Annotated in this window: 26 protein-coding genes; 15 read left to right on the top strand and 11 right to left on the bottom strand. The window is 74.9% G+C overall.

Annotated elements, in window-relative coordinates; genetic code table 11:
- Positions 1–75 precede the first annotated feature (75 nt).
- Positions 76–1,524, bottom strand: coding sequence for a MocR-like transcription factor YczR (gene yczR, locus FGG90_RS15025; protein WP_094126263.1), 1,449 nt, complete (start codon positions 1,522–1,524; stop codon positions 76–78).
- 62 nt (positions 1,525–1,586) lie between these two features.
- On the opposite strand from yczR, the gene yczE reads away from it, so the two are divergent.
- The 5 genes from yczE (at position 1,587) to FGG90_RS15000 (ending at position 6,435) form a co-directional block, all read left to right on the top strand.
- Positions 1,587–2,252 carry a membrane protein YczE gene (gene yczE / locus FGG90_RS15020; RefSeq protein ID WP_094126264.1) on the top strand — a complete coding sequence of 222 codons (666 nt, stop codon included), beginning with the start codon at positions 1,587–1,589 and terminating at the stop codon, positions 2,250–2,252.
- Between the two features lie 88 nt (positions 2,253–2,340).
- On the top strand, positions 2,341–4,401 hold the full coding sequence (locus tag FGG90_RS15015; RefSeq protein ID WP_094126265.1) for an APC family permease: 2,061 nt from the start codon (positions 2,341–2,343) through the stop codon (positions 4,399–4,401).
- Between the two features lie 158 nt (positions 4,402–4,559).
- Positions 4,560–5,471 (top strand): hypothetical protein, encoded by a 912-nt coding sequence (locus tag FGG90_RS15010; RefSeq protein WP_094126266.1) that lies wholly within the window; start codon positions 4,560–4,562, stop codon positions 5,469–5,471.
- A complete protein-coding gene (locus tag FGG90_RS15005; RefSeq protein ID WP_094126267.1) occupies positions 5,468–5,887 on the top strand; it encodes a phage holin family protein in 420 nt (139 codons plus the stop codon). The genes FGG90_RS15010 and FGG90_RS15005 overlap by 4 nt, the downstream gene beginning before the upstream one ends.
- The gene (locus FGG90_RS15000) at positions 5,884–6,435 is read left to right on the top strand and encodes a DUF3618 domain-containing protein (protein ID WP_094126268.1); all 552 of its coding nucleotides are present in this window, start codon (positions 5,884–5,886) and stop codon (positions 6,433–6,435) included. The genes FGG90_RS15005 and FGG90_RS15000 overlap by 4 nt, the downstream gene beginning before the upstream one ends.
- Positions 6,436–6,778: 343 nt before the next feature.
- Here FGG90_RS15000 and FGG90_RS14995 read toward each other — a convergent pair whose 3' ends face one another.
- Positions 6,779–7,909 (bottom strand): FAD-dependent oxidoreductase, encoded by a 1,131-nt coding sequence (locus tag FGG90_RS14995; RefSeq protein ID WP_094126269.1) that lies wholly within the window; start codon positions 7,907–7,909, stop codon positions 6,779–6,781.
- 206 nt (positions 7,910–8,115) lie between these two features.
- Here FGG90_RS14995 and FGG90_RS14990 point away from each other — a divergent pair, with 206 nt between their 5' ends.
- Positions 8,116–8,325 carry a DUF3073 domain-containing protein gene (locus tag FGG90_RS14990; protein WP_012037444.1) on the top strand — a complete coding sequence of 70 codons (210 nt, stop codon included), beginning with the start codon at positions 8,116–8,118 and terminating at the stop codon, positions 8,323–8,325.
- Positions 8,326–8,531: 206 nt separating this feature from the next.
- On the opposite strand, the gene purM is transcribed toward FGG90_RS14990, so the two are convergent.
- A complete protein-coding gene (purM, locus tag FGG90_RS14985; protein ID WP_094126270.1) occupies positions 8,532–9,641 on the bottom strand; it encodes a phosphoribosylformylglycinamidine cyclo-ligase in 1,110 nt (369 codons plus the stop codon).
- 90 nt (positions 9,642–9,731) lie between these two features.
- On the opposite strand from purM, the gene purF reads away from it, so the two are divergent.
- Positions 9,732–11,192, top strand: a complete 1,461-nt coding sequence (gene purF, locus FGG90_RS14980; protein WP_086518666.1) for an amidophosphoribosyltransferase — start codon at positions 9,732–9,734, stop codon at positions 11,190–11,192.
- Between the two features lie 66 nt (positions 11,193–11,258).
- Here purF and FGG90_RS14975 read toward each other — a convergent pair whose 3' ends face one another.
- Both FGG90_RS14975 and FGG90_RS14970 read right to left on the bottom strand, forming a co-directional pair.
- Complete coding sequence (locus FGG90_RS14975) at positions 11,259–11,567, bottom strand: hypothetical protein (RefSeq protein WP_094126271.1); 309 nt, start codon at positions 11,565–11,567, stop codon at positions 11,259–11,261.
- Between the two features lie 90 nt (positions 11,568–11,657).
- Positions 11,658–12,038, bottom strand: coding sequence for a sterol carrier family protein (locus FGG90_RS14970; protein ID WP_063070181.1), 381 nt, complete (start codon positions 12,036–12,038; stop codon positions 11,658–11,660).
- Between the two features lie 422 nt (positions 12,039–12,460).
- Here FGG90_RS14970 and purD point away from each other — a divergent pair, with 422 nt between their 5' ends.
- Positions 12,461–13,711: a phosphoribosylamine--glycine ligase gene (gene purD, locus FGG90_RS14965; protein ID WP_094126272.1), complete on the top strand. Its 1,251-nt coding sequence runs from the start codon at positions 12,461–12,463 to the stop codon at positions 13,709–13,711.
- Positions 13,708–14,643 (top strand): phosphoribosylaminoimidazolesuccinocarboxamide synthase, encoded by a 936-nt coding sequence (locus FGG90_RS14960; RefSeq protein ID WP_094126273.1) that lies wholly within the window; start codon positions 13,708–13,710, stop codon positions 14,641–14,643. The genes purD and FGG90_RS14960 overlap by 4 nt, the downstream gene beginning before the upstream one ends.
- A gap of 77 nt (positions 14,644–14,720) precedes the next feature.
- Here FGG90_RS14960 and FGG90_RS14955 read toward each other — a convergent pair whose 3' ends face one another.
- The gene (locus tag FGG90_RS14955; protein WP_094126274.1) at positions 14,721–14,945 is read right to left on the bottom strand and encodes a hypothetical protein; all 225 of its coding nucleotides are present in this window, start codon (positions 14,943–14,945) and stop codon (positions 14,721–14,723) included.
- 213 nt (positions 14,946–15,158) lie between these two features.
- Here FGG90_RS14955 and FGG90_RS14950 point away from each other — a divergent pair, with 213 nt between their 5' ends.
- Positions 15,159–17,822: a PIG-L family deacetylase gene (locus FGG90_RS14950; RefSeq protein WP_237583461.1), complete on the top strand. Its 2,664-nt coding sequence runs from the start codon at positions 15,159–15,161 to the stop codon at positions 17,820–17,822.
- Positions 17,819–18,634, top strand: a complete 816-nt coding sequence (locus FGG90_RS14945) for a glycosyltransferase family 2 protein (RefSeq protein WP_094126275.1) — start codon at positions 17,819–17,821, stop codon at positions 18,632–18,634. The genes FGG90_RS14950 and FGG90_RS14945 overlap by 4 nt, the downstream gene beginning before the upstream one ends.
- 15 nt (positions 18,635–18,649) lie before the next feature.
- Here FGG90_RS14945 and FGG90_RS14940 read toward each other — a convergent pair whose 3' ends face one another.
- The gene (locus tag FGG90_RS14940; protein WP_094126276.1) at positions 18,650–19,144 is read right to left on the bottom strand and encodes a MarR family winged helix-turn-helix transcriptional regulator; all 495 of its coding nucleotides are present in this window, start codon (positions 19,142–19,144) and stop codon (positions 18,650–18,652) included.
- Positions 19,145–19,254: 110 nt separating this feature from the next.
- Here FGG90_RS14940 and FGG90_RS14935 point away from each other — a divergent pair, with 110 nt between their 5' ends.
- Both FGG90_RS14935 and FGG90_RS14930 read left to right on the top strand, forming a co-directional pair.
- Entirely contained in the window at positions 19,255–20,484 is a 1,230-nt protein-coding gene (locus tag FGG90_RS14935; RefSeq protein WP_094126277.1) for an FAD-dependent monooxygenase, read from the top strand.
- Between the two features lie 116 nt (positions 20,485–20,600).
- A complete protein-coding gene (locus tag FGG90_RS14930; protein WP_237583460.1) occupies positions 20,601–21,197 on the top strand; it encodes a uridine kinase family protein in 597 nt (198 codons plus the stop codon).
- A 12-nt stretch (positions 21,198–21,209) separates the two neighbouring features.
- Here the strand turns inward: FGG90_RS14930 and FGG90_RS14925 are convergent, their stop codons facing one another.
- On the bottom strand, positions 21,210–21,653 hold the full coding sequence (locus FGG90_RS14925) for a hypothetical protein (protein ID WP_094126278.1): 444 nt from the start codon (positions 21,651–21,653) through the stop codon (positions 21,210–21,212).
- Positions 21,654–21,720: 67 nt separating this feature from the next.
- Here FGG90_RS14925 and FGG90_RS14920 point away from each other — a divergent pair, with 67 nt between their 5' ends.
- Positions 21,721–21,864 carry a hypothetical protein gene (locus FGG90_RS14920; RefSeq protein ID WP_165771347.1) on the top strand — a complete coding sequence of 48 codons (144 nt, stop codon included), beginning with the start codon at positions 21,721–21,723 and terminating at the stop codon, positions 21,862–21,864.
- Complete coding sequence (locus FGG90_RS14915) at positions 21,861–23,192, top strand: hemolysin family protein (RefSeq protein WP_094126279.1); 1,332 nt, start codon at positions 21,861–21,863, stop codon at positions 23,190–23,192. The genes FGG90_RS14920 and FGG90_RS14915 overlap by 4 nt, the downstream gene beginning before the upstream one ends.
- A 46-nt stretch (positions 23,193–23,238) precedes the next feature.
- Here the strand turns inward: FGG90_RS14915 and FGG90_RS14910 are convergent, their stop codons facing one another.
- The 3 genes from FGG90_RS14910 to FGG90_RS14900 are packed head-to-tail and all read right to left on the bottom strand — an operon-like array spanning position 23,239 to position 25,945.
- Entirely contained in the window at positions 23,239–23,973 is a 735-nt protein-coding gene (locus FGG90_RS14910) for a PhzF family phenazine biosynthesis protein (protein ID WP_345702411.1), read from the bottom strand.
- Positions 23,974–23,975: 2 nt separating this feature from the next.
- On the bottom strand, positions 23,976–24,776 hold the full coding sequence (locus FGG90_RS14905; RefSeq protein WP_094126281.1) for a DUF1206 domain-containing protein: 801 nt from the start codon (positions 24,774–24,776) through the stop codon (positions 23,976–23,978).
- A complete protein-coding gene (locus tag FGG90_RS14900) occupies positions 24,773–25,945 on the bottom strand; it encodes an AI-2E family transporter (protein ID WP_094126282.1) in 1,173 nt (390 codons plus the stop codon). The genes FGG90_RS14905 and FGG90_RS14900 overlap by 4 nt, the downstream gene beginning before the upstream one ends.
- Positions 25,946–26,017 lie beyond the last annotated feature (72 nt).

Below are 26,017 nucleotides of genomic sequence, written 5' to 3'. Positions count from 1 at the left end.
GTCGCCGGGCGCCCCACGTCGGGGGCGTCCCCAGGCCGGCGGCCGGGCGGCCGGGCGCCCGTGCGGGCCGCCGCCTCACACCAGGATCGAGCGGTCCTCCACGTCGTGCTCGAGCCCCGCCGCCGGCGCCAGCCCGCGCCACGCGTCCTCGAGGATGTCGAGCGCGCGGTCGGTCGCGGCGGGCGGCGCCGTGATCGGGATCCGGAGGAACCGCTCGAACGCGCCGTCGTGCCCGAACCGGCTCCCGCCCGTGATCGACAGGCCGCGCGCCCGGGCGGCGAGCGCCAGCTCCGTGCTCACGGGCGCGCCGATCCCGACCCAGACAGCCAGCCCGCCGTCCACGTGCGGCACCTCCCAGCCGGGGAACCGCCGCGCGAGCTCGGCCTCCACGTGGTCCCTGGTCTCGCGGAGGCGCGCGCGGCGCTCGGCGAGGATCCCGTCCATCCCGCCCAGCACCTCGGCGACCACGAGCTGCTCGAGCACCGGCGTGCCGAGGTCGCGGGCGGAGCGCGCGCGGGCGAGCTCGCGGAGGAGCGGCCGGCCGGCGCGGATCCACCCCACCCGGAGCCCGCCCCACACCGTCTTGCCCACCGACCCCACCAGCACGACGGCGCCGGGCGACCCGTGCACGGCGAGCGGCGGATGCGCCTCCGGCCGGTCGACGTCGAGCTCGGCCGTGGTCTCGTCCGCCACCACCGTGACGCCGTGCGCCTCGGCGAGCGCGACGACCCGCGCGCGCTGGGCCTCGGGCATCGTGCGGCCGGTCGGGTTGTGGAAGTCGGGCATGAGGTAGGCGAGGGCGGGACGGGTGCGGCGGATGCCCTGCTCCAGCACGTCCTCGTCCCAGCCGTCCGCGCCGACGCCCACCCCGACGAGCCGGGCGCCCGCGTCGCGCAGGGCCTGGATCGCGTGCGGGTAGCTCGGCTGCTCCACGAGCGCGCGGTCGCCGCGGTGCACGAGCACGGAGGCGAGGAGGCCGATGGCGTGCTGCGCGCCGACCGTGATCATCACGTCCTCGGGCTCGGTCGGCAGCCCGCGTGCGCGGTAGCGGGCGGCGACCGCCTCGCGCAGCTCCGGGATCCCCTCGACGTCGTAGCCGTGGCCGTCGAGGTGGGCCGGGAGCCGGGCGGCCGCGCGCATCACGGCGTCGGCGAGGGCGGGGGCGGCGGGCACGGCCGCGCGGCTCATGTCGGCCACCTCGACGCCCGCCTCCCCCGCGTCGCGCTCGCGTGACGGGATCCGCGTCACGCTCCCCGAGCCGCGCCGGCTCGCGAGGTGGCCGGTCCCCCGCAGCGCCGCGTAGGCGGCCGCGACCGTCGTGCGGCTGAGGCCGAGCGCCGCGGCGAGCTCCCGCTCGGCGGGCAGGCGCGCGCCGACGGGGACGCGGCCGTCGAGCACGAGGCGGCGGATCCCGTCGGCGAGCGCCGCGTAGGCGGGCGTGACCGGTCGGGTCCACTCGCCCAGCAGCGTCGTGAGGGCGGCGGGGCCGAGGACGGCGGAGGGCGCGGATCCAGCGAGGGTCATGAGGCCACAGCCTGTCGATTGGCCTCTTGTCCCACAACCCCCGGGACGATTGGATCTCCCTCATGCTCCGTCGCTCAGTCCAGTTCGCCGTCGGCATCTTCCTCTACGGCTTCGCCATCGGGATGATGCTCCAGGCCGGCATCGGCGTCTCCCCCTGGGACGTCCTCTCCCAGGGCGTCACGCTCCGCACCGGCCTGCCGTTCGGCGTCGTGACGAACATCATCGGCGCGCTCGTGCTGCTCCTCTGGATCCCCATCCGGCAGCGGCCCGGCTGGGGCACCGTCCTCAACGTGGTCTTCGTGGGGTACAGCGCGCAGTTCGCGCTCGCGGTCGTCCCCGCCGTCGACGCCCTCGCGATCCGCATCCCGCTCTTCGCCGCCGGCCTCGTGCTGCTCGGCCTCGCGACGGGCCTCTACATCGGCGCGCACTTCGGGCCCGGCCCGCGCGACGGGCTGATGACGGGGATCCACCGCCGCACCGGCTGGCCGGTCTGGCGCGTGCGCGTCGGGATCGAGCTGGCCGTGCTCGTCGTCGGCTGGGCCCTCGGCGGGAACGTGGGATTCGGCACGCTCGCCTTCGCCCTGCTGATCGGTCCGATCGTGCAGCGCACGCTGCCCCTGTTCGACCTGCCCGCGCCGGTGCGGGCGCGCCGCCGTCGCGACCGGGACGGGACCCCCGCGGACCCCGCCGGGACCGTGCCCACGGGACCCGTCGCGACCGTCGGGTAGTCCGCGGGGCGACGCGGATCCAGCGGCCTCTCGGCCCGCTCCCGGGACCGTCGCGTCCCCGGCGCGCCGCAGGGTATCGTGGCCGCTCGTGACTCCGGACCCCCAGGCTCCCGAGAGCAGTCCCGCCAAGCGGCTGCTCATCGGCGAGAAGCTCGCCAGCGACAAGCTCGAGGGCCAGCTGCTCCCCAAGCACCTGGCGCTCCCCATCTTCGCGAGCGACCCGCTCAGCTCGGTGGCCTACGCGCCGCAGGAGCTGCTCCTCATCCTCACGCTCGGCGGGCTCGCGTTCCTCAGCTTCGCGCCGTGGGTCGCGGCCTGCGTCGTGATCCTGCTGGTCGTCGTGGTGCTCAGCTACCGCCAGCTCATTAAGGCCTACCCGTCCGGCGGCGGCGACTACGAGGTCGCCCACCGGAACCTCGGCGAGAAGGCCGGGCTCGTCGTCGCGTCGGCCCTCCTCGTGGACTACATCCTCACCGTGGCCGTGTCCGTGGCGTCCGGCGTCGACAACATCATCAGCGCGGTCCCGGAGATCGCGCCGTTCCGCGTCGAGATCGCGGTCTTCTTCGTCGCGCTCCTCGCGGCCGTGAACCTCCGCGGCGTGCGCGAGTCGAGCAAGGCCTTCGCCGTGCCGACGTACCTCTTCATCGGCAGCGTCGGCCTCATGATCGTGGTGGGCCTCGCCCGCACCGCGCTCGGCGACCCGCCCGTCGCCGAGTCCGCGGCCTACACGGTGGACACGCCGAGCCTGTCGCAGGTGGCGTTCATCCTGCTGCTGCTGCGCGCGTTCTCGAGCGGCTGCTCGGCGCTCACGGGCGTCGAGGCCATCTCCAACGGCGTGCCGGCGTTCCGCACCCCCAAGGTCAAGAACGCGCAGGCCACGCTCGTGATCATGGGCGGCACCGCCATCGTCCTGTTCGTGGGCCTCACCACGCTCGCGCTCATCGCGCGCGTGCACTACGGCGAGCACCCGTGCGACCTCATCGGCTGGGCCGAGTGCGCCACCGAGCCGCAGAAGAGCCTCATGGCGCAGGTGGCGGGGGCCACGTTCGGCGACGGCAGCATCATGTTCTACCTGCTGCAGGCCACGACGGCGGCCGTGCTGCTGCTGGCCGCCAACACCGCGTTCAACGGCTTCCCGCTGCTCGGCTCCGTGCTCGCGAAGGACGCGTACGCGCCCAAGTCGCTGCTCACGCGTGGCGACCGCCTCGTCTACAGCAACGGCATGCTGCTGCTGGCGCTCGGCGCGACGCTGATCCTCGTCGTCTACCAGGCCAACCTCACGCAGCTCATCCAGCTGTACATCATCGGCGTCTTCGTCTCGTTCACCCTCGGGCAGACGGGCATGGTCGTGCACTGGACCCGCATGCTCCGCGAGGGCTGCGCGAACCGCGGCGAGGTGATCCGCGGGCTCGCCATCAACGCGTTCGGCGCCCTGCTCACGGCGCTCGTCCTCATCGTCGTGACCATCACGAAGTTCACGCACGGCGCCTGGCTCGTCTTCGCGATCATGCCGGTGCTGTTCCTCCTCATGCTCGGCGTCAACCGCTACTACCGCGACGTGGAGAAGGAGATCGAGGTCGACCCCGTCACGGTCTTCGGCTCCACGGGCGACCACGCGGTCGTGCTCGTCGGCCGGATGCAGAAGCCCGTGCTCAAGGCCCTCGACTACGCCATCGCCGCGAACCACGACAGCATCGAGGCGGTGCACGTGTCCGTCGACGACGAGGCGACCAGGCTCCTCGAGCGGCAGTGGGTCGAGATGGAGATCGAGATGCCGCTGCGCATCGTCGCCTCGCCGTACCGCGACATCAGCTTCCCGCTCATCAAGTACCTGAAGTCGCGTCGCGCGGAGCACGGCAGCGAGATCATCACGGTCTACACGCCCGTCTACATCGTCGGCCACTGGTGGGAGACGCTGCTGCACAACCACAAGGCCCGGCGGATCCGCCAGAAGCTGCTCTTGGTGCACGGCGTGACGCTCGCCCTCGTGCCGTGGCTGCTCGACTCGTCCGAGCTCATCTACGGCCGCCGCTCGCGGCCGGTCCCCGGACAGGACCGGCGCGGCGAGCCCGTGCGTCCCGTCAGCCGTCGCCCCGGCCCGCCGCCGACCACGCCGGTCAAGCACACGAGCGGCCGCGAGACCCCCTAGCACCGCGTCATCGGGCGCCGACGCGCACGAATCATTAGTGGGCCGCCTTTGGGGTGGCAACCCCCTATGCACTCCCCCTCTCCCCGGAGTTCTGTTGCAGACAGCAGGGCCCGAGCCCTGCGGCACCTCGAACACCACGAGCACCGAGAGGGAACCACATGTCGAACGACCTCACACCGGCGTCGCCCGCGAGCGGCGGACCCGCCTCCCAGGACCCGTACGCGGCCGTCGTCCCGGCCTCCACCCTGGGCACCACCGGCGCGACCGGCACCACCGGGACGACCGGATCCGGCAGCACCACCGGGAGCACCGGGAGCGGCAGCACCACGGACACCGCGAAGGAGCAGGCCGCGGGCGTCGCCGACGACGCAAAGGCCGGCACGCAGCACGTGGCCGGCGTCACGAAGGACGAGACCCGCAAGGTCGCGTCCGAGGCCAAGGCGCAGGCGCAGGACCTCCTCGCCCAGACGCGCGACCAGCTCCGGGAGCAGACCGGCGTCCAGCAGGAGCGTGCCGCCGGCAGCCTCCGCACGCTCAGCGACGAGCTCCGCGACATGGGCGACCGATCCGAGAGCACCGGCCTCGCGAGCGAGCTCGTCGCGCAGGCCTCGCAGCGCGCGGGCAGCGTCGCCTCGTACCTCGAGGGCCGCGACCCGGGGACGCTCCTCCAGGACGTCACCGACTTCGCGCGCCGCCGCCCGGGCCTGTTCGTCGGCCTGGCCGTCGTCGCCGGCGTCGCCGCCGGTCGCCTCACGCGCTCGCTCACGAGCGAGGCGCACGACGCGAAGCAGGCGGAGGAGGCCACGACCACGACGACCGGCACGTCGACCGCGACGACCGCGGGCGCCACCGCGCCCGGGTACGTCGCTCCCGGCGCGCCCGCCGCCGCGACCTCCGACCTGCCGTCGACGCAGCTCGGCGCGGACGACCCGATCGGCGTCGGACCGTACGACGACGCCGACGACGCCGCGGCCGTCGCCCCGACCCCGCTCTACGACCAGACGCGCCCCGTCGACCCGCTCACGGAGACCTTCGGCGCGGGCGACCGCACCGACGGATCGCGCGCATGACCGACGGACGCACCCCCTCCGAGGAGAAGGCCGCGACCACCAGCCTCGGCGACCTCCTCGGCAACGTCACGAAGGACGTCTCCACGCTGATGCGCCAGGAGATCGCCCTCGCCAAGGCGGAGATCAGCGACTCGGCCAAGAAGGCCGGGAAGGGCGCCGGCCTCCTGGGCGGCGCGGGATACGCCGGCCTCATGGCCGTGTTCTTCCTCTCCGTCGCCCTCATGGTCGGACTGGGCTACCTGTTCGACGACCAGGCCTGGGGTGCGGTCGTCGTGGCCGTCATCTGGGCCGTCATAGGCCTCGTGATGTACCTGCAGGGCCGCAAGCAGCTCAGGACCGTGCAGGGCGCGCCCCGCACGGCCGAGAGCGTGAAGAAGATCCCCGAAGCGATGAAGAGGAACGAGGCAGACCGATGAGCGACAACCCGGAGCAGATCCGTGCGGAGATCGAGCGCACGCGGAACGAGCTGAGCATCGACGTGGACGCGGTGGCCGACAAGGTCACGCCCGCGAAGGTGGCGCAGCGCCAGACCGACAAGGTGCGCGGCGCCCTGTCGAACGTGAAGGACAGCGTCCTCGGATCCGCGAGCGACGCGCAGTCGCGCGCGGGCGACGCCGCCGGGGGCGCGAAGGCGAAGGCGAAGGGGAACCCCGTCGGCCTCGGCCTCGTCGCGTTCGGCGCGGGCCTCCTCATCGCCTCGCTGATCCCCGCGAGCGACAAGGAGAAGGAGCTGGCCTCGACCGTCAAGGACAAGGCCCAGCCCCTCGTGGAGAAGGCGGCCGACGCCGCCAAGGACGTGGCGTCCGAGCTGAAGGAGCCCGCGCAGGAGGCCGCGCAGCAGGTCGCGGGCACCGCCCGCGACTCGGCCGAGACGGTCCGTTCGGAGGCGCAGTCGACCGCGCAGGACGTGAAGGACAGCGCGCAGGACGCGACGCGCACCGTGCAGGACGACGCTCGCGGCTGATCCGCGCGCATCACGAGGGGAGCCGGGTCGCGGGACCCGGCTCCCCTCTCGCGTGCCCCCCCTCCCGCATCGCCCGACCACGCCGCAGGGATCCGTGTCCTCGAAATGGAGGACACGGATGTAGGATCGTTGGTGCACGAACTCTTCCCCCGAGAGGTCGTGCGAGCCCGACCGGACGACGGACGCATCGACGCCGATGCGCACCGAGCCGGCCGGTCGACGTCCGGGCCGACCCGTGAGGCCCGGATCCACTGCGGGGGCCCGCGCCGCGAGTTCCCGCTGACGGCACGGGCCCCCGCGACTCCCCGCCCTGCCGGTTCCGGCAGACCGCCTGCGCCGATGCTCAGCCCAGCGCGGCGACGACCTGCCGGGCGATGCGCCGGCCCGCGCGGTTGGCGCCGATCGTCGACGCCTGCGGCCCGTAGCCCGCGAGGTGGACCCGCGGATCCCGCTCGGAGACGCCGGACTCGACGCGCACGCCGCCCTCCTTCTCCCGCAGGCCCAGCGGCGCGAGGTGGCGGATCTCCGGACGGAAGCCCGTCGCCCAGATGACGGCGTCGACCTCGTCGCGCTCGCCGTCGGCCCAGACCACGCCGCGCTCCTCGAACCGGTCTACCGGCCCGCGGCTCGCGAGCAGGCCCCGCTGGATCCCGGCGACGATGCGCCGCGTGCGCGGCACGCCGGTGCCGCTGACGATGCTGGGCAGCGCCTCCCCCGCCCGGGCCGCCCGATCCTGCAGCTCGACGGCGCGCACGGCCGCCTCCACGTCGAGCTCGCCGGCCTCGAGGAAGTCGACCGGGCGCCGCGTCGACCACATGGTGCGGGCCGCCACGCCCTCGAGCTCCAGCAGGAACCCGATGGCCGACGTGCCGCCGCCCACGACGAGCACGCGGAGGCCGCGGAGGTCCGCCGCCGACCGGTAGCCGGAGGTGTGCACCTGCCGTCCGCGGAACGTGGAGAGGCCGGGGTAGGAGGGGACGAAGGGCGCGCCCCAGGTGCCCGTGGCGTTGACGACCAGCCGGGTGACGCGGTCGCCGTCCGAGGCGCGGACGAGGAGCGGCCGCACCGCGTCCGACGGATGCGCGGCGCGGCGACGCGAGGCGACCGGCGCGGGGATCTCGGCGTCGAGCACGGCCCGCACCTCGACCGGGCGGGCGACGCGCAGGTCGAACGCCTCCTCGTACCGCGCGTAGTGCTCGCGGACGACATCCCGCGCGGGCCGCATCCGGTCGGCCGTGGCGAACGACAGGCCCAGCTGCGACATGCCGGGGAGGTCGGCGACGCGATGCGCGGATCCGAGACGGAGGGCGGACCAGCGGTGCTGCCACGCGCCTCCGGTGGAGGGACCGCGGTCGAGCACGACGGCGTCGGTGCCCATGCGCAGCCCGAGCCGCTGCAGGTGGTACGCCACGGAGAGGCCGGCCTGTCCGGCACCGATGACCACGACCTGGGACTCGGCGGGTACGCGGCTCATGGGACTGCCAGGCTAGCGCCCGCTCCCCTGCGGATCCCGAGCGGAGGGCGAACCCGTACGATGCGGACAGGAGGCCCGGCGGGGGGGACACGCCCGGGACGCCGGAGGCCACATGTTAGGGTAGCCCCTAGGTTTTCTCCAATCCCTGTCCGCTGTTTCCAGCGTTGTCACCGCCCGTCGGGGCCTGAGTCGTGAGGGGGTCTCGCATGGGGCGCGGCCGTCAAAAAGCTAAGCACACCAAGATCGCGCGAGAGCTGAAGTCGTTCAGTCCCAATGTGGACTACACGCAGCTGGAGCGCGAGCTGACCACCCACGGGGCGGTCGACGAGCAGTACGCGGCCGAGGCCGCGAAGTGGGACGAGTACGCCGACGAGCCGGACGCCTACGTCCCGGGCGACGAGCAGAAGCGCGCCTGATCCCGTCCCCGGCGCCAGCCGGGTGAGCACCGGACCCGTCTCCTCGCGAGGCGGGTCCGTTCACGTGCGCCCGGGGCCGGCCTGGTCCCGATCGACGTCGTCCGTCCGGCGCCGTCCGTTCCCGATCGGCGTCGTCCGGGCCGTCGCGGGCGGGCGAGCACCCTCGCTCGCGCCGTCGCGCGCCGAGACCGGCGCGCGTCCGGAGATCAGTCGCGGTAGCGGCCGGTGAGGCGCACGGCGCCGCCGTCGACGCCCTTCGCGCCCTGCTCGAACCCGGCGCCCGCGGGCGCCTCGCCCATCGCCACGCGCCCGGCCTCCCACGTGGGGATGCCGGCGCGCGTCAGGGCGGCGGCGATGCCCTCCGCGGCGGAGGCGTCGACGACCACGAACATGCCGACCCCGAGGTTCCACGTGCCCTCGGCGCTCTCGAGCGTCGACCCGGCGATGCCCGACAGCGCGCGGAACACGGCGGGCGGCGACCACGTGGAGCGCTCGACCTCGCTGAAGGACCCGCGGGGCAGCACGCGCGCGAGGTTGGCCGCGATGCCCCCGCCCGTGACGTGGCTGATGGAGTGGACGGCCGGGCCGAGGTCCGGCTGCGCGAGCACGTCGAGCAGCGGCGTCGTGTAGAGGCGGGTCGGCTCGAGGAGCACCTCGCCGACCACGCCGCCGAGCTCGGCGGACGCGTCACCGAACCCGATGCCCGCGGTGGCCAGGATGTGGCGCACGAGCGAGAAGCCGTTGCTGTGCAGGCCGCTGGAGGCCATGGCCAGCACGACGTCGCCGTCGCGCACGCGCTCCGCGCCGAGCACGTCGTCTGCCTCGACCGCGCCGACCGCGGCACCCGCGACGTCGTAGTCGTCCGGTCCGAGGAGGCCCGGGTGCTCGGCCGTCTCGCCGCCGACGAGGGCGGTGCCGGTGTCGGAGCAGGCGCGGGCGATGCCGGCGACGATGTCGGCGATGCGCGCGGGCACGACCTTGCCGCAGGCGATGTAGTCCGTCATGAAGAGGGGGCGCGCGCCGACCACGACGATGTCGTCGACGACCATCCCGACGAGGTCCTGGCCGATGGTGTCGTGCTTGTCGATGGCCTGCGCGATGGCGACCTTGGTGCCGACGCCGTCCGTGGAGGTCGCGAGGAGCGGGTGGCGGAAGCGCGTGAGGGCGCTCGCGTCGAACAGGCCCGCGAAGCCGCCGAACCCGCCGACCACCTCGGGGCCGTGCGTGCGGGAGACGGCCTCCTTCATCAGCTGGACCGCGAGATCGCCGGCCTCCGTGTCGACGCCGGCCTCTGCATACGAGCTCTTGGTGGTCACGACAGACAGAGTACCGGCCGGGCGCGTCGCTCCCGTGTGGGAGACTGGCGGCTCCCCCACCTCTTCTACTCTTCAGGAGTCAGCCGAAGCATGTGCGGCATCGTCGGCGTCGTATCGTCCGAACCCGTCAACCAACTCGTCTACGACAGCCTCCTGCTCCTGCAGCACCGCGGTCAGGACTCCACCGGCATCGCCACCGCCGAGGGCAACACCTTCCACGTGAAGAAGCTCAGCGGCCAGGTCCGCGAGGCCTTCCGCACCCGCGACATGCGGTCGCTGCTCGGCACGATGGGCCTCGGCCACGTGCGCTACGCCACCCGCGGCAGCGCCGCCGACGAGGACGAGGCGCAGCCGTTCTACGTGAACGCGCCCTACGGCATCGTCCTGGTGCACAACGGCAACCTCACCAACACGCGGGAGCTCGCGCAGGAGCTCTTCCACGTGGATCGCCGCCACACCAACACGAGCTCCGACACCGAGCTGCTCGTCAACGTCCTCGCGCACGAGCTGCAGTCGCAGGTCTCGGGCCTCGCGCTCGACCCCGACCAGGTGTTCACCGCGGTCGAGCGGGTGCACGAGCGCGTCCAGGGCTCCTACGCGTCCATCGCGATGATCGCCGGCCACGGGATGCTCGCGTTCCGCGACCCGTTCGGGATCCGCCCGCTCACCCTCGGCCGCCGCGAGCTCGAGGGCGGACGGATGGAGTGGGTCGTCGCGAGCGAGTCGCTCGTCATGGAGTCGCTCGGCTACGAGATCGTGCGCGACGTCGCGCCCGGCGAGGCCGTCTTCATCACCATGGACGGCGAGATGCACGCGCGCCAGTGCCACCCGACGCCGCGCCTCATCCCCTGCGCGTTCGAGTTCGTCTACCTCGCGCGGCCCGACTCCGTCATGTCCGGCATCGGCGTCTACGACGCGCGCCTGCGCATGGGCAACCGGCTCGCCGCGACCATCGCCGAGCACAGCCCGGCGGGCGACATCGACGTGGTCATGCCGATCCCCGACTCGTCGCGTCCGTCGGCCATGCAGGTCGCGCAGACGCTCGGCATCGAGTACCGCGAGGGCTTCTACAAGAACCGCTACGTGGGCCGGACCTTCATCATGCCGGGGCAGGCGCAGCGCAAGAAGTCGGTGCGGCAGAAGCTCAACGCCATGAGCTCGGAGTTCAAGGGCAAGAACATCCTCATCGTCGACGACTCCATCGTGCGCGGCACGACGAGCCGCGAGATCGTCACCATGGCGCGCCAGGCGGGCGCCAACAAGGTCACGTTCACGTCGGCGGCGCCGCCGGTGCGGTACCCGCACGTGTACGGCATCAACATGCCGTCGCGGCAGGAGCTCATCGCGCACGGGCGGAAGATCCCCGAGATCGCGCAGGAGCTCGGCGCCGACCACCTCATCTACCAGGAGGTCGCGGACATGCGCGACGCCATCCTCGAGGGGTCGACGGGCGTCGAGGACCTCGAGATGAGCTGCTTCACAGGCGAGTACATCACCGGCAACGTGACGCCGGAGTACCTGTCGTGGCTGGAGCGCACGCAGCTCAGTTGATCGGCTGGCTCGTGCGGCCGGGACGACCGGGACGGCCGGGACGGCCGGGCGGATCCGCGACGCGGGTCAGGCGCCCGGCTCGCCCGGCTCCCGCTCGGCCGTGAGGACGCGGGAGCGGCGCGACGCCGCGCGATCGAGCAGCAGCGCGAGCAGCGCCGCCAGCCCGCCGAAGAGCACGACCCCGAACAGCGCGAGGAACGCGAGCACCTGCGCCTCGGAGAACTCGGCGTTCGCGGGGAACGTGAGCGTGAGGACCATGGCCACGACGATGCCGAGCACGGCGCCGACGCCCATGAAGCGGAAGTAGCGGGGCGATCGCCGGACGAGGACCTCGGTGCGGCGCTCGTCGTCGGGCTGGGGTCGGGCGTCGGTCATGGGTCCATCATCCCCTGCGCCCCGGACACCCGGCGAACCGGATGGCCCGTCCGCACGGACCGGGCGCCCCGCGGACGGCGGCGGACCCGCTCAGCGGTCGGCCGGCAGCTGCCACGGCACGGGCAGGAGCCCGCGGAGGTCCGCCCGCAGCCCCGAGGCGCGCACGGCTCCCGCCTCCACGCCCGCGTCCCAGGCGAGGCCGCCGGTGGCGAGCGCGATCCAGGTGGCGGGGTCCGTCTCGATGACGTTGGGCGGCGTCCCGCGCGTGTGGCCCGGCCCCTCGATGCACTGCACGGCGCCGAACGGCGGCACGCGCACCTCGACCGTGCCGCCGGGCGCGAGGTCCGCCAGCGACTGGAGCAGGAAGCGCACGGCGGTGGCGCGCGTCTCGCGGTCGGCGTCCGCCCCCGCGGCGAGCGCGGCCCGCACGGCGGGCTGTCCGACGGTGGGGTGGATGCGCGCCTTGGCCATGGCCTCAGGATGCCAGAGCCGCCGCGCGCCGACGGCCGGGGCGCGTGGCGCGGGGCCGCGGCGGTCCGCTCCCGGCGCGCGCCCATCCGCTTTGCGCACCCCTCCAAGTGGGGCTCCCGGACGTGTCCGCATTTAGGGGGACATCCATTACCGTGTATGGAAGTGCCCGGCGGTGAACACGACCCGCGGGGCACGGCACGGCGTCCCCCCGCCGCCGCCTCCCCGGGCGTCGGCTGGCCGGACGATGCGCCTCCCGACGGACCCGAACGACGCCGGGAGGGGCAGGGAGCCGACCCGGACCGTACCCGCGGCGGGTCGGCCTCCCGCCCGCCGCGCCCCGTGCACCCGGGGCGCGGCGGCGCGTCTCCGCAGGGCCCCGCGCGGGCCCCGTCCGCCGGGCACGGCGTCGATAGGGTGGGGGCGTGAAGATCCTGGTACTCGGTTCCGGTGCGCGCGAGCACGCCATCGTCACGGCCCTGCTCCGGGAGGACGCGGGGCACGAGATCGTCGCCGCCCCCGGCAACGCGGGCATCGCCCGGGACGTGCCCGTCGTGAAGATGGACATCGACGACCCGGTCGTCGTCGCCGAGCACGCGCTCGCCGAGGGCTTCGAGCTGGTCGTCGTGGGGCCCGAGGCGCCGCTCGTCGCGGGCGTCGCCGACGCGCTCCGCACGCGCGGCGTGCCGGTGTTCGGGCCGGGCCGCGCCGCCGCCGCGCTCGAGGGGTCCAAGACCTTCGCCAAGCGCATCATGGAGGAGGCGGGCGTCCCCACCGGCCGCGCCTCCCAGGCCGGCACCGTCGACGAGGTCGAGGCCGCGCTCGACGAGTACGGCGCCCCCTACGTCATCAAGGCCGACGGGCTCGCGGCGGGCAAGGGCGTGCTCGTCACCGCCGACCGCTCGCGCGCGCTCGAGCACGCGCGCCACTACCTCAGGCAGGGCACGGTGCTCGTCGAGGAGTTCCTCGCCGGCCAGGAGGTGTCGCTGTTCCTCCTCTCCGACGGTCACGACGTGCTGCCGCTCTCCCCCGCGCAGGACTACAAGCGCCTGGGCGACGGCGACGCCGGGCCGAACACGGGCGGCATGGGCGCCTACTCGCCGCTGCCGTGGCTGCCGGAGGGCTTCGTCGACGAGGTCATCGACACCATCGCGCTCCCCACCGTGCGGAAGCTCGCCGCGGAGCAGACGCCCTTCATCGGCCTCCTCTACTGCGGGCTCATCCTCACCTCGGACGGCATCCGGGTCATCGAGTTCAACGCGCGGTTCGGGGATCCGGAGACGCAGGTCGTGCTGCCCCGCCTCGTCACCCCGCTCTCGCTGCTGCTGCTGGCGGCCGCGTCCGGGGAGCTCGGCGGCGTGGCCCGACCGGAGTTCTCGGACGACGTCGCCGTCACCGTCGTCCTCGCGAGCGAGGGCTACCCCGAGTCGCCGCGCACCGGCCGCGTCATCACGGGCCTCGACGAGGCGGGACGGGTCGAGGGCGTGAGCATCGCGCACGCCGCCACCGCCGAGTCCGACGCCGGGCTCGTCGCCACCGGCGGCCGCGTGCTCAGCGTGGTCGCGACGGGCGCGGGCTTCGAGGAGGCGCGGTCGCGGGTCTACGAGGCGGTGGGGCGGATATCGCTCGACGGCGCGCAGCACCGCAGCGACATCGCCGCGCAGGTCATCCGATGAGCGGCGCGACCCCCACTGGCGCCGTACCGGCCGGGCACGCCTCCGAGTGGGAGCTGCCGGGCTGGGAGCACGCCTACTCGGGCAAGGTGCGCGAGCTCTTCAGCCCCGCCATGGACGACACCGAGGACCGCGCGCTCGAGGGCGAGCCGCACGTGCTCGTGGTGGCGACCGACCGCGTGAGCGCGTACGACTTCGCGCTCGAGCCGGGCATCCCCGGCAAGGGCGAGCTGCTCACGCAGCTGAGCCTGTGGTGGTTCGACCGGCTCGACGTGCCCAACCACCTCGTGGACGCCGCGACCCTCGCGCGCATCGGCGTGCCCGAGCCCGTCCGCGGCCGGGCGATGCTCTGCCGCGTGCTCGAGATGCTGCCCATCGAGTGCGTCGTGCGCGGCTACCTCGCCGGATCCGGCTGGGAGGAGTACCGCGAGCACGGCACCGTGTGCGGCATCCCGCTGCCCGCCGGCCTGCAGCAGGGCGACCGGCTGCCCGAGCCCATCTACACGCCGGCCTGGAAGGCTCCGCAGGGCGAGCACGACGAGAACATCACGTTCGCGCGCACCGAGGAGCTCGTGGGGCACGAGGAGGCGGCGCGCCTGCGCGACCTCTCGCTCGACGTGTACCGGCGCGCGTCCGCCATCGCGGAGGAGCGCGGCGTGATCCTCGCGGACACCAAGTTCGAGTTCGGCATCGACCCGCGCACGGGCATCACGACGCTGGCGGACGAGGTGCTCACGAGCGACTCGTCCAGGTACTGGGACGCCGAGGCGTACGCGACGGGCAACCGCACCGACAGCTTCGACAAGCAGATCGTGCGCGACTGGCTCACGGCGAACTGGGACCGGGCGGGCACCCCGCCCGTGCTGCCGCCGGAGATCGTGGAGCGGACGGCGGCGCGGTATCGCGAGCTGATCGCGCGGCTCACCGGGATCTAGGGCGCGCACGCCGCGCGCCCGTGCGGCGGCGGGTCCACGGATCCGCCCGACCAGCGGGCGCGCGGCTGCGGCTGCGGCTAGAGGTTCTCGTAGTTCCGGACGACGCGGTCGATGGCGACCTCGGCGACGTCGCGGGCCTCCTCGTCCGCGAGCGCGTCGATGGCGCCCTCGATGTCCTCGCCGCCCATGCGGAGGACGGCGAGGCGCTCGAACTCCTCGACCGCCTCGGGGGTGGGCTGCTCGGCGGACGCGGGCGCGCTCCGGTCGATCGGCTCGGACGGCTCGGTGGTGTGCTCGGTCATGGTGGTCCCCTCCAGTCGTGCGTGGGCGGGCGGATCGCGCCCGTTCCCTGCCGTCAGGTTCCCACATCCCCTCGGGCGTCCGCCGCCCGGAGCGCGGCCGGGGCGGACTCCCGCGACCCGGCACCGCGTCACCGCGGGCGGGACGCTTGTAGGTTCGACGGGAGACGCCGGTCGACGACCGGTCGACCATCCGACGAAGTGGATCCACCCCCTGTGACCTCCGGCTCCCCCCGCGACCGCGCCATCCCCGCCCTCCCCGCCACCCGGGTCCGGCTCACGTCGACGGCGGTGCCGCTCGCGGAGGACGCGCCGGGGGCGGCGACGAGGCGGGTCGTGGACGCGCTCGCCGCGGCGGACGCGCTGCCGCACGAGTGGCCGACGGCGCGCGCGCTCGAGCTCGCCGTCGAGCTGGGCGTCGACGGCGCGCTGCCCGGCGGCGGACGCACGCGCGACCTGTGGGAGGCGCTCGCCACGCTCGCGGCCGCGGACCTCGGGATCGCCCGGGCCGTGGAGCCGCACCTCGACGCGCTCGCGATCCTCGACCAGGAGCAGGTCGCGGGCGACGGGGCGGGCCGCGCGCGCGCTGCCGCGGACGCGGATCCGATCCCCGGCACGTGGGGGGTCTTCGCGGCGGAGGGCGGCGGGGACCCGCTGCAGGCCGTGCCGGCGGACGACGCCGGCTCCCCCGCCGCATCCGGCGACGCCGCGCTGACCGGGACGAAGCCGTGGTGCTCGCTCGCGGGGTCGCTCTCCCACGCGCTCATCACCGCGGCCTCCGCCGACGGCACGCGCGCGCTCTACGCGGTGCGCCTCGACCACCCCGGCGTGGAGGTCGTGCCCGGCGCCTGGGCGGCGCGGGGGCTCGTCGAGGTGCCGAGCGGTCCGCTGCGGATGACCGGCGTGCCCGCGCGCCGGGTCGGCGCCCCCGGCTGGTACCTCGAGCGCGCCGGCTTCCACTGGGGCGCGATCGGCGTGGCCGCCTGCTGGCACGGCGGCGCGGTCGGGCTGGCGCGCACGCTGCAGGCCGCGGCCGCGCGACCCGGCGCCGACCGGCTGACCCTGATGCACCTGGGCGCCGTGGACGCGGCCCTCGCCGCGTCGCGGAGCGCCCTCGACGAGGCCGCGCGGCTGGTCGACCGGGGGCTCGCGGAGGGCGAGGAGGGGCGGCTGCTCGCCAAGCGGGTGCGCGGCATCGCCGCCCGGGCCGCCGAGGAGACGCTGATGCACGTCGCGCACGCGCTCGGCCCCGCGCCGCTCGCACAGGATCCGGTGCACGCCAAGCGCGTCGCCGACCTCGAGCTCTACGTGCGGCAGCACCACGCCGAGCGGGACGACGCGTCGCTCGGCGGCGCGCTCGTCGAGGCGGCGGCGCGGGAGGTCTCGGCGCCCGAGCCCGAGCCCGAGCCCGCGCCCGCGTCCGCGCCCGCGTCCGCGTCCGCCGAGCCGGGGACCACGTCCGCCGGCGACCCGCCCGCGGCCGGCGTCGCGTTCGACGCGCGCGAGCCGGGCGTCGACGCCGACGTGTGGCCCGCGGATCCGCGCTTCGACGCGCTCCCCGAGCTGCGGCTCGACGACATGCCCGCCCTGCTCGTGGTGTCCGCGCACGCGGACGACGAGTCGGTCGGCGCCGGCGGGCTGATCGCGGCGGCCGCCGCGCGCGGGCTGCCGGTGACCCTCGCGATCGTCACCGACGGCGCCGCCTCGCACCCGGGATCGCCGACGGTCACGCCCGCCGAGCTCGCCGCGATCCGCCGGGACGAGGCGCGCGCCGCGCTCGACGCGGTCGCCCCCGGCGCGCGCCTGGTGCTGCTCGGGCACCCCGACGGCGGCGTCCGCGAGGCGCGCGACGCCGTGCGCGCGGACCTCGAGGCGCTCGTCGCCGAGGCCGCACCCGGCACCTGGGTCGCCGCCCCCTGGCGCGGCGACGGGCACCGCGACCACCGCGTGACGGGCGAGGTCGTCGCCGAGCTGGTGGCGGCGCAGGCGGACGAGCGCGGCATCCGGCTCGTCGAGTACCCCGTCTGGATGTGGCACTGGGCGACGCCCGACGACCCGCGCGTGCCGTGGGCCGGCCTGCGCGCGCTCCCGCTGGATCCGGCCGCGCAGCAGGCCAAGCGCCGGGCGATCGCCGCGCACGCCAGCCAGGTGCGGCCGCTCTCCGACGCCCCCGAGGACCGCGCGGTGCTGCTGCCGGCGTTCCTGCGGCACGCGGGGCGCGACCGCGAGGTGCTCATCGTGCCGGACCCGTCCCCCGCGTCCGCGACGCCGCCCGCCGCGTCGCCCAGCGCCGCCGAGCGCTTCGACGCCGCGTACGCGCGCGACGAGGATCCATGGCGCGTCACCACCCGCTGGTACGAGCGCCGCAAGCGCCTCGCGACCCTCGCGGCGCTGCCCGACGAGCGCTACGGGCGCGCCCTCGAGATCGGCTGCTCCATCGGCGTCACGAGCGCGGGCCTGGCCGAGCGCGTCGACGAGCTGCTCGCGGTGGACGTCGCGCCGACCGCCGTCGAGCGCGCGCGGGCCCGGCTCGCCGACGCACCGCACGTGCGCGTCGAGGTGCGCGACGTGGGCGCCGACTGGCCCGCGGGCGCCTTCGACCTCGTCGTGATGAGCGAGGTCGGCTACTACCTCGACGACGCCGCGCTCGACCGGGTCCTCACTGCGCTGCCCGGCGCGCTCGGCGCCACGGGCACGCTGGTCGCCTGCCACTGGCGCCACCCCGAGGGCGACTTCCGCCGCTCGGGCGACGAGGTGCACGCGCGGCTGGCCGACGTGCCGGGGCTCACGCGCATCCTCCGGCACGAGGAGGACGACTTCCTGCTGGAGGTGCTGTCGGCGGATCCGCGTTCGGTCGCCGCCCGGACGGGGCTGCGGTGACGGGGCGCGAGGGCGCGTCCGCGACGGCCGCCGGCGCCGCCGAGGAGCGGGCACCGCGGATCCGCGCGGTCGCCGTGGTCATCCCCGCGCGCGACGAGGAGGCGCTGGTCGGGCGCTGCCTGGCCTCGGTCGAGGTCGCCGCCGCGGGCGCCCGGGCCGCGGGCGTCGACGTGCGCGTGATCCTCGTCGCCGACGACTGCCGCGACCGCACCGCGGAGATCGCCCGGTCGGCGGGCGTCGAGGTCATCGAGAGCTCGGCCGGCCGGGTCGGCGCCGCGCGGGCGCGGGGCGTCGACGCCGCGCGCGCGAGCTGGGACGGCGCGGACGCCGAGCTCTGGATCGCGTGCACCGACGCCGACTCGGAGGTGCCGGCCGCGTGGATCACCAGCCAGCTGGCGCTCGCGGACGCCGGATCCGACGTGGTCGTGGGCACCGTCCGGCCGGAGCTGGAGGCGCTCAGCCCGGCGCAGGTCGCGGCCTGGCGGGCGACGCGCGTGCCCGGCGAGGCGAACGGGCACGTGCACGGCGCGAACCTCGGCGTGCGCGCGGACGCGTACGCCGCGGCCGGCGGCTTCCCCGCGGTCGTCGAGCACGAGGACGTGGACCTGGTCGCCCGGCTCCGGTCCCTCGGCGCGCGGATCACGGCGTCGGCCGCGGGCGAGGTGCTCACCTCGAGCCGGCGCGACGGCCGGACGCCCGGCGGCTACGCGGGGTACCTGCACGTGTCGCTGCTGGAGCGGGCGGCGGCGCGGGCGGCGGAGACGCGGGCGGCGCGCGCGGGCTGCGACAGCCCCTGCGTCCCCGCGGGCTGACCGGACGACCGCCCCTCAGCCCCCGGTCGCGCCGTCGCCGGCCATCGCGCGCGTGCCCGCCGCGGTCCCCTCCGCGACCGCCCGCACGACCGCCGCCGCCGTGCGGAGCTGATCGGGGGTGAACCCGTCGAGCGCCCGGTCGACCTCGACCTGCGCACCCTGGAGGAGAGCCGTCACGCGCGCCCGGGACGCGGCGGTCGGTCGCAACGTCACCACCCGCCGGTCGGCGCTCTCCCGACTCCGCTCGAGGTGACCACCGCCCTCGAGCCGGTTGACGAGCGCGGTCGTGGCCCCCGAGGTCAGGTGGAGCCGTTCCGACAGGCGGGCCGGCGACAGCGCGCGGCCGGCGGTCTCCGCCCAGATGACCTCGGCGAGCGCCGTCGTGTCCGTCGTCGGCAGCCCGAGCGCCGCGGCCAGCTGCCGCACCGACTCGTCGAACGCGGTCGTGTGGTCCCGCAGCCGCTCGAGCACCTCGGAGCGGTCCCCGGGGACGGCGATGGTGTCCGACATGACGTGATCCTCCGAAGCATCTCGAACGCTTCACGGTGAAGCATCTCCGCCATAGAGTCTACTCGGACCCGGGATCCCGGGTCCGCTCGACGGCAAGAGGAGATCACCGCATGGCCGACATCACCCACCACCGCCCGAGGGTCCTCGTGACGGGAGCCAGCATCGCCGGACCCGCTCTCGCCTGGGGCCTGCACCGCGAGGGCTTCGACGTGACCCTGCTCGAGCGCTCGGTCGAGCCGCGCCAGGCGGGGCAGAACATCGACGTGCGCGGTCTCGGCCGTGACGTCCTCCGGCGCATGGGCATCGAGGACGTCGTCATGGCGAACCTCACGGGCGAGGACGGGACGCGCTTCGTCGACGAGGAGGGGCGCGTCCTCGCGACGTTCCCGCGCGCCGAGGGCGAGGACGGGCCGACGGCGGAGGTGGAGATCCTGCGCGGCAGGTTCGCGGGGATCCTCGTCGACCTCGTGCGGGACGACGTCGAACTCCGCTACGGCGACTTCGTGACGGGGGTGCGCCAGGACGCCACCGGGGTCGACGTGGAGCTCGCGAGCGGATCCCGCGAGCGCTACGACCTCCTGCTCGTCGCCGAGGGACGCAGCTCCCGCACGCGCCGGCTGGCCTTCGCCGAGGAGACCACGCTCCGCGACCACGGCGTGAGCATCGCCTACGGGACGATCGACCGCATCGCCGGCGACACCGGCTACTGGGACTTCCTCACGGGACGCGGCGCGCGGAACGCCACCATCCGGCCCGACGACGAGGGCACGATCCGCGCGAGCCTGTCGTTCGAGTCGGAGCCGTCCGGGTTCGAGCAGCTGCCGTTCGACGCGCAGATGACCGTGCTCCGCGCGCGCTTCCGCGGCACGGGCTGGCAGGTCGAGCGGATCCTCGACGGGTTCCAGGCGCGACCGGACGAGTTCTACACGCAGCGCATGGAGCAGGTGATCGTCTCGACGTGGTCGAAGGGGCGCATCGCGCTCCTGGGCGACGCGGCCTGGGGATCCGGCCCCACGGGCATGGGCACGACCCTCTCGCTCGTCGCCGCCCACGTGCTCGCGGGCGAGCTGGGAGGCGTGCTCGCCGATCCCGCCGACACCTTCGAGGCCGCCTTCGCGCGCTACGAGGCGCAGCTGCGGCGGTACGCCGACAGCGCGCAGGGGCTCCCGCCGGGAGGCGCGCGGCTCACCCATCCGTCGTCGGCGCTCGGGCAGAGGGCGCTGCGCGGGGCCGTGCGGGTGGCCGCGAGCCGGCCGGTGCGCGGGCTGGCCGACCGCTTCCTCCTCACGAGCGCGCGCCACGCGCCGACGCTCGCCGCCTATCCGCGGCTGCGCGGCTGAGGAGCGGAGCCGGGCGCCGATCCTCGGCCGGCACGTCGGATCGCCCGGGCCGGTCGGGCGGGCCGCCCGTGCCGACGCGATGGCGCATCGCCGACCGTCCCCCCTACGCTCGCGACATGGACGCATCCGAGCTCGCCCGGTGGATGCGGGACCTGCGCGCGGCGGCGGACCGCCCTCTCGTCGTCGGGGTCTCCGGCTACGGCGGATCCGGGAAGTCGACGCTCGCCCGGCGGCTGGCGGCCGCCCTGCCCGGTGCCGTGCGGCTGCGGGGCGACGACTTCCTCGATCCGGCGCGGTCGCATCGCAGGTCGTCCGATTGGGACGGCGTCGAGCGGACGCGGCTCGTGGAGGAGGTGCTGGATCCGCTGCGCTCCGGCCGACACGGATCCTTCCGCCGATACGACTGGAGCCGCCGCGCCCTCGGCGTTCCCGAGCCGCTGCCCGCGACGGACCTCCTGGTGGTCGACGTCATCGGGCTGCTGCACCCGGAGGCCCGGCCGTGGATCGACCTCGCAGTCTGGTGCGACGTGGACCTCGCGACGGCGTCCGCCCGCGGCATGGTCCGTGATGCCCGGCTCGGCCGCGACCACGTCGCGCTCTGGCAGGACGTCTGGATCCCGAACGAGCGCGACTTCGACGCCCGCTTCGCGCCGCGTGCGGCGGCGGACATTCTGCTCGACGCCCGACCGGTCGCCGGGGAGCCGACGGCCTGACGGCCTGACGCGTCAGCGCGACCTGTCGGCCTCCGCCTGGGCCGACCGCAGCGCCGCCCACCGCCGGTGCGCGAGCACGTGCAGCACCAGGGAGACCACGGCCACCACCGCGAGCGCGGCGGCCAGGAGCCACAGGCCGGTGTCGCCGCCGATCCCGCCCCCGAGCACCTGCGTCCCGGTGGCGCCGCCGACCGCCGCCACCACCGCGCTGACCACCGCCAGGGCCGCGAGCCCCACGCCCACCGCGAGGAGCCCGTTGGTCGGGCCCTCCTGCGGGGCGCCGACGGGACGCGCCGGGGCCCGCTCCCACGTCACGATGAAGAACGTCGCGATGGGCCCGAGGAGCAGCGAGACGAGGAACCAGGTCCACCTCGACCGGCCCTTCTGCTCCGCGAGGCCCGCGTTGACGAGCGCGAGGACGAGCCAGCCCGATGATCCGATCCACTGCTGCTGCATGCCGTCGACGCTAGGGCACGAGCACCCGCCCCGGCTATTTCCCCACCCGCTCCACTACCCTCGATCCATGCACAGAACCGCGCGGGAGCCCGCTCCCGACAGCCACAGTCCCGGCGCCCGGACGACCCCGGGCACGCCCCGCACCCTCCGCGCCGCCCTCCTCGCCACGAGCCGCTCGAGCGGCGCCCGCCCGAGCGGCACCCGCTCGTGAACGGCGACCTCCTCCTCAACATCGTCCTGGTCGTGGTGTTCGTGCTCGTCGGCGGCGTCTTCGCCGCCACGGAGATGGCGCTCGTCACCCTCCGCGAGGGCCAGCTCAACGCCCTCGCCGCCCGCGGCCGCCGCGGTGAGAAGGTCGCCGCGCTCGCCCGGAACCCCAACACCTTCCTCGCGGCGGTGCAGATCGGCGTGACCGTCGCCGGGTTCGCGTCCGCCGCGTACGGCGCCTCGTCCATCGCGCCGTCCGTCGTCCCGCTCCTGGAGTCGTGGGGCCTGGAGTCCGGGCTCGCGTCCACGGTCGCCACGCTCCTCCTCACCCTGGTGATCGCGTACCTCTCGCTCGTCCTCGGCGAGCTCGCGCCCAAGCGCCTCGCGATCCAGCGCAACGCGGGCTTCGCGTACGGCGTCGCGCCCGTGCTCAACGGGTTCGCGATCCTCATGCGCCCCGTGATCTGGCTGCTCTCCGTCTCGACCGACCTCGTCGTCCGCCTCCTCGGCGGCGACCCGCACAAGACGGGCGAGGAGATGAGCGAGGAGGAGCTCCGCGACATCGTCTCCAGCCACGAGGGCCTCCCGGACGACGAGCGCCGGATCCTCGACGACGTGCTCTCCCTCCGCCACCGCCAGCTCAGCGAGGTGATGAAGCCGCGGCCCGAGATCGCCGCGCTCGACGGCGCCGGCACCGTCCGCGACGCCGGGCTCGACGTGCAGGACCGGCCGTACTCGCGATATCCGGTGATGGACAAGAGCATCGACGACGTCATCGGCTTCGTGCACGTGCGCGACCTGTACCAGGCCATCGCGGCGGATCCGGAGCGGCCCGTGTCCGAGATCCTTCGCCCGATCCCGTACCTGCCGGCGACCGCACGCGTGCTGCCGACGCTCACGATGATGCGCGCCGAGGGCCACCAGATCGCCGTGATCGTGGACGAGTACGGCGGCACCGACGGCATCGTCACGCTCGAGGACCTCGTGGAGGAGGTCGTGGGCGAGATCTTCGACGAGTACGACACCGACTCCGCCGCGCGCGACCTCGCGGAGGACGGCGGCACGATCGACGGCCGCCTCAACTTCCAGGACTTCGAGGAGGCCACGGGCGTGAAGCTGCCCGACTCGGCGTCCGACACGGTGGCGGGCTTCGTCATCGAGAACCTCGGGCGGCTCGCGCAGGTCGGCGACTCGGTCGAGGTCGACGGCGTGACCCTCCAGGTGACCGCGCTCGACCGGCGACGGATCTCGGAGATCCTCGTCGTGCCACGCGAGGAGCCGACGGACGGCGACGCCGAGGCATCAGGGCCGGCCGAGCGCACGACGGCGTAGCGGCGCGGGCGTCGGGCGTCAGGCGTCAGGCGTCAGGCGTCAGGCGTCAGGGCAGCGGGATCACGCGGTCCGCGACCGTGCGCCCGCCGACCTCGGCCCGGCCGTCCGGTAGCAGCCGCGTCACCAGCTCGCTGCCGCGGCCCTGCGTGATGCGGAGGTCGCGGCCGAGGTGCGCGGTGATGCGGAGGGCGGCGGATCCGGTCGCCTCGTCCTCGGGGACCCCGAGCGCGGGAGCGGCCATGCGCGAGCGGATCGCGCCCGCGGCCTCGTCGATCCACGCCCACGCGTAGAGGTGGTCGGCGGTCGCGTCCGCGACGGCGGCCTGCAGGTCGAGCGCGGTGAGGTCCGCGACGGACGGCAGCTCGCGCCAGGCGAACTTGGGGCCCCACGCGGGATCGGCGGCGACGCGCACGACGTCGTTGCCGTGCGTCACGGCGACGACCCCGGCGGGCACGCGCAGGTGATCGACCGGCACGCCGCGCGAGGCCAGCCACCAGGCGGTGCCGACGGTCGGGTGCCCGGCGAAGGGCAGCTCGCGGGCGGGTGTGAGGATGCGGACGGCCGCGCCGCGCGGATCCGCGTCCGGGCCGTCGACCGCGTCCACGAACACGGTCTCGCTGAAGCCGAGCGTCGCGGCGATCGTGAGCTCCCGCCCCTCCGTGCGCGCCGACGCGAGGACGATCCCGAGCTCGTTGCCGTGCCGCCCGTCGGCGTCCGCGAACACGCGCACGACGTGCACCTCGTCCGGCCGTACGCCGTCGAGGGCGACGACCGGACGCACGGTCACAGGGTCGCGTAGCGCGCGCGGGCGCCGCAGTAGAGGCCGTACGCGATGAGGCCGAGGCCCGTGATCGCGAGGACGGCGACGCCGGCCGGCAGCTGCGCGAGCGACTGGAGCGCGCCGTCGAGCCCCGTGGCGCGACTCGGGTCGGCCGTCACGGCGCCGACGACGAACAGCACGCCGACCGCGACGAGCGCCACGCCCTTGGCGATGTACCCGGCCACGCCGAGCGCGGTGATCCCGCGGGCGAGCGAGCCCGCGGGCACCGAGATGTCCTCCTGGAAGCGCTTCGTGCCGCCCTTGTAGGCGAAGTAGACGCCCACCGCGATGACGCCGAGCCCCACGAGCACGAGCATCACGACGCCGCCGGGCGCCGCGAGGACGCGCGCGCTGAGCGACTGGGTCTGCTCGGACGAGTCGCTGGATCCGCCGGTCGCGAAGCGCAGGGCGGTGGACGCGATGACGAGGTAGGCCACGGCCTTGCCGAGCTCCTTCGCGCGCGCCGCCCAGGTGCCCTTCGCGTCGTCGCCGCGCGCGAGCACGGTCTCCACGAGCTGCCAGAGGCCGAGGCCGACGAGGCCCGCCACGATGATCCAGAGCAGCACGCGGCCGCCCGGCGTCTGGGCGATGGAGCCGAGCGCGCCGGACTGGTCGGCCCCGCCGCCGCCCGTGCCCGTCGCGAGGCGGAACGCGACGACGCCGATGAGGAGGTGGAGCAGGCCGTTGACCGCGTGCCCGAGGCGGGCCGCGACCGCGAAGCCGGGCTTGCGCTGGAGACGGGACGCGGCGCCGGCGGCGCTCATCGGTCGGCGTGCGTCGTGGTCGCGGGAGCCGAGGGGCGGCCCGTGAGCAGCGAGGTGAGGCCGCGCACGCCGCGCTTCCCCGGGGGCGCCTCCGCCGACCGCGGGCTGGCGTCGGCCGGCTCCTCCTCATCGGGCTCCATCACGATCTTCCATGCGGTCCAGGCGACGGCCGTGAGCGGCACCGAGAGGATCGCGCCGACGATGCCGCCGAGGATCGTGCCGGCGGTCAGGGCCAGCAGCACGACGAGCCCGTGCAGCTTGAGCGCGTTGCCGAGCACCACCGGCTGCAGCAGGTTGCCCTCGAGCTGGTTCACGAGGACCACGATGCCGACCACGACGAGCGCTGTCGTCAGGTCGTTCGTGACCAGCGCGACGAGCGCCGCGAGGATGCCCGCGACGGTGGCGCCGACGATCGGCACGAAGGCGCCGATGAACACCACGAGCGCGAGCGGCAGCGCCAGCGGCACGCCGAGGATGAGGAGGCCGGCACCGATGAACACGGTGTCGACGAGCGCGACCGTCGCGGTGCCGCGGATGTAGCCGCCCAGCACCTTCGCGCCCTCGTGGCCCACGCGCACGGCGCGCTTGCGACCGCGGCCGCGGAACGGGCGGATGAGGAAGGCCCAGATCCGCGGCCCGTCCTTGACGAAGTAGAAGAAGACCACGAGCCCGAGCACCGCTCCGGTGACGACCTCGGCCGCGGCGGAGACGCCCGCTATGGCGCCGGATCCGAACTGGCTGCTCGTGAGGAAGTCGACCGCGGACTGGCGGAACGAGTCGATCTGCGCGGTGTCGATGGGCAGGCCGCCCTCCTCGACGACCGCCTGCAGCCGGTCGACGCCCTCGCTGGTGGCCTTCACGAGGGTCGGCCACTGGCTCTGCACGCCGAAGACGACGAGCGTGATCGCGCCGCCGAAGAGCACGAGGCCCGTGAGGAGCGCGATGGCCGCGGCGAGCGCGTCCGGGACGCCGCGGCGCTCCATCCAGAGCACGAGGGGGCGCACGGCGCAGGCGAGGATCAGCGCGATGATCACCGGGATCACGACGAGCTTGAGCGAGATGGCGGCGTACACGATCGCGATGGCGACCACGAGGACCGCCAGGATCTGCACGCAGCGGATGGAGAGGCGGCCGAGCTTGTCCTGCCAGACGGACTGCGGGGTGGTCATGCGCTCCACCCTACGGGCGGGCGGGCCGCGCGACCGGGCCGCGGGCCGGGCCCGGACACCCGCGTGACCGGC

This window comes from Clavibacter michiganensis subsp. tessellarius (assembly GCF_021922985.1).
GTDB classification, from domain to species: Bacteria; Actinomycetota; Actinomycetes; order Actinomycetales; family Microbacteriaceae; genus Clavibacter; species Clavibacter tessellarius.
Note: the sequence above shows the minus strand (reverse complement) of the source record. Positions and strands in the feature narration are given on the sequence as shown.

What these genes read in the sequence shown, in the direction of transcription:
- yczR (WP_094126263.1), bottom strand. Translation starts at nt 1,524, where the DNA reads ATGACCCTCGCTGGATCCGCGCCCTCCGCCGTCCTCGGCCCCGCCGCC.
- yczE (WP_094126264.1), top strand. Translation starts at nt 1,587, where the DNA reads ATGCTCCGTCGCTCAGTCCAGTTCGCCGTCGGCATCTTCCTCTACGGC.
- FGG90_RS15010 (WP_094126266.1), top strand. Translation starts at nt 4,560, where the DNA reads ATGTCGAACGACCTCACACCGGCGTCGCCCGCGAGCGGCGGACCCGCC.
- FGG90_RS15005 (WP_094126267.1), top strand. Translation starts at nt 5,468, where the DNA reads ATGACCGACGGACGCACCCCCTCCGAGGAGAAGGCCGCGACCACCAGC.
- FGG90_RS15000 (WP_094126268.1), top strand. Translation starts at nt 5,884, where the DNA reads ATGAGCGACAACCCGGAGCAGATCCGTGCGGAGATCGAGCGCACGCGG.
- FGG90_RS14995 (WP_094126269.1), bottom strand. Translation starts at nt 7,909, where the DNA reads ATGAGCCGCGTACCCGCCGAGTCCCAGGTCGTGGTCATCGGTGCCGGA.
- FGG90_RS14990 (WP_012037444.1), top strand. Translation starts at nt 8,116, where the DNA reads ATGGGGCGCGGCCGTCAAAAAGCTAAGCACACCAAGATCGCGCGAGAG.
- purF (WP_086518666.1), top strand. Translation starts at nt 9,732, where the DNA reads ATGTGCGGCATCGTCGGCGTCGTATCGTCCGAACCCGTCAACCAACTC.
- FGG90_RS14975 (WP_094126271.1), bottom strand. Translation starts at nt 11,567, where the DNA reads ATGACCGACGCCCGACCCCAGCCCGACGACGAGCGCCGCACCGAGGTC.
- FGG90_RS14970 (WP_063070181.1), bottom strand. Translation starts at nt 12,038, where the DNA reads ATGGCCAAGGCGCGCATCCACCCCACCGTCGGACAGCCCGCCGTGCGG.
- FGG90_RS14960 (WP_094126273.1), top strand. Translation starts at nt 13,708, where the DNA reads ATGAGCGGCGCGACCCCCACTGGCGCCGTACCGGCCGGGCACGCCTCC.
- FGG90_RS14955 (WP_094126274.1), bottom strand. Translation starts at nt 14,945, where the DNA reads ATGACCGAGCACACCACCGAGCCGTCCGAGCCGATCGACCGGAGCGCG.
- FGG90_RS14940 (WP_094126276.1), bottom strand. Translation starts at nt 19,144, where the DNA reads ATGTCGGACACCATCGCCGTCCCCGGGGACCGCTCCGAGGTGCTCGAG.
- FGG90_RS14935 (WP_094126277.1), top strand. Translation starts at nt 19,255, where the DNA reads ATGGCCGACATCACCCACCACCGCCCGAGGGTCCTCGTGACGGGAGCC.
- FGG90_RS14930 (WP_237583460.1), top strand. Translation starts at nt 20,601, where the DNA reads ATGGACGCATCCGAGCTCGCCCGGTGGATGCGGGACCTGCGCGCGGCG.
- FGG90_RS14925 (WP_094126278.1), bottom strand. Translation starts at nt 21,653, where the DNA reads ATGCAGCAGCAGTGGATCGGATCATCGGGCTGGCTCGTCCTCGCGCTC.
- FGG90_RS14920 (WP_165771347.1), top strand. Translation starts at nt 21,721, where the DNA reads ATGCACAGAACCGCGCGGGAGCCCGCTCCCGACAGCCACAGTCCCGGC.
- FGG90_RS14905 (WP_094126281.1), bottom strand. Translation starts at nt 24,776, where the DNA reads ATGAGCGCCGCCGGCGCCGCGTCCCGTCTCCAGCGCAAGCCCGGCTTC.
- FGG90_RS14900 (WP_094126282.1), bottom strand. Translation starts at nt 25,945, where the DNA reads ATGACCACCCCGCAGTCCGTCTGGCAGGACAAGCTCGGCCGCCTCTCC.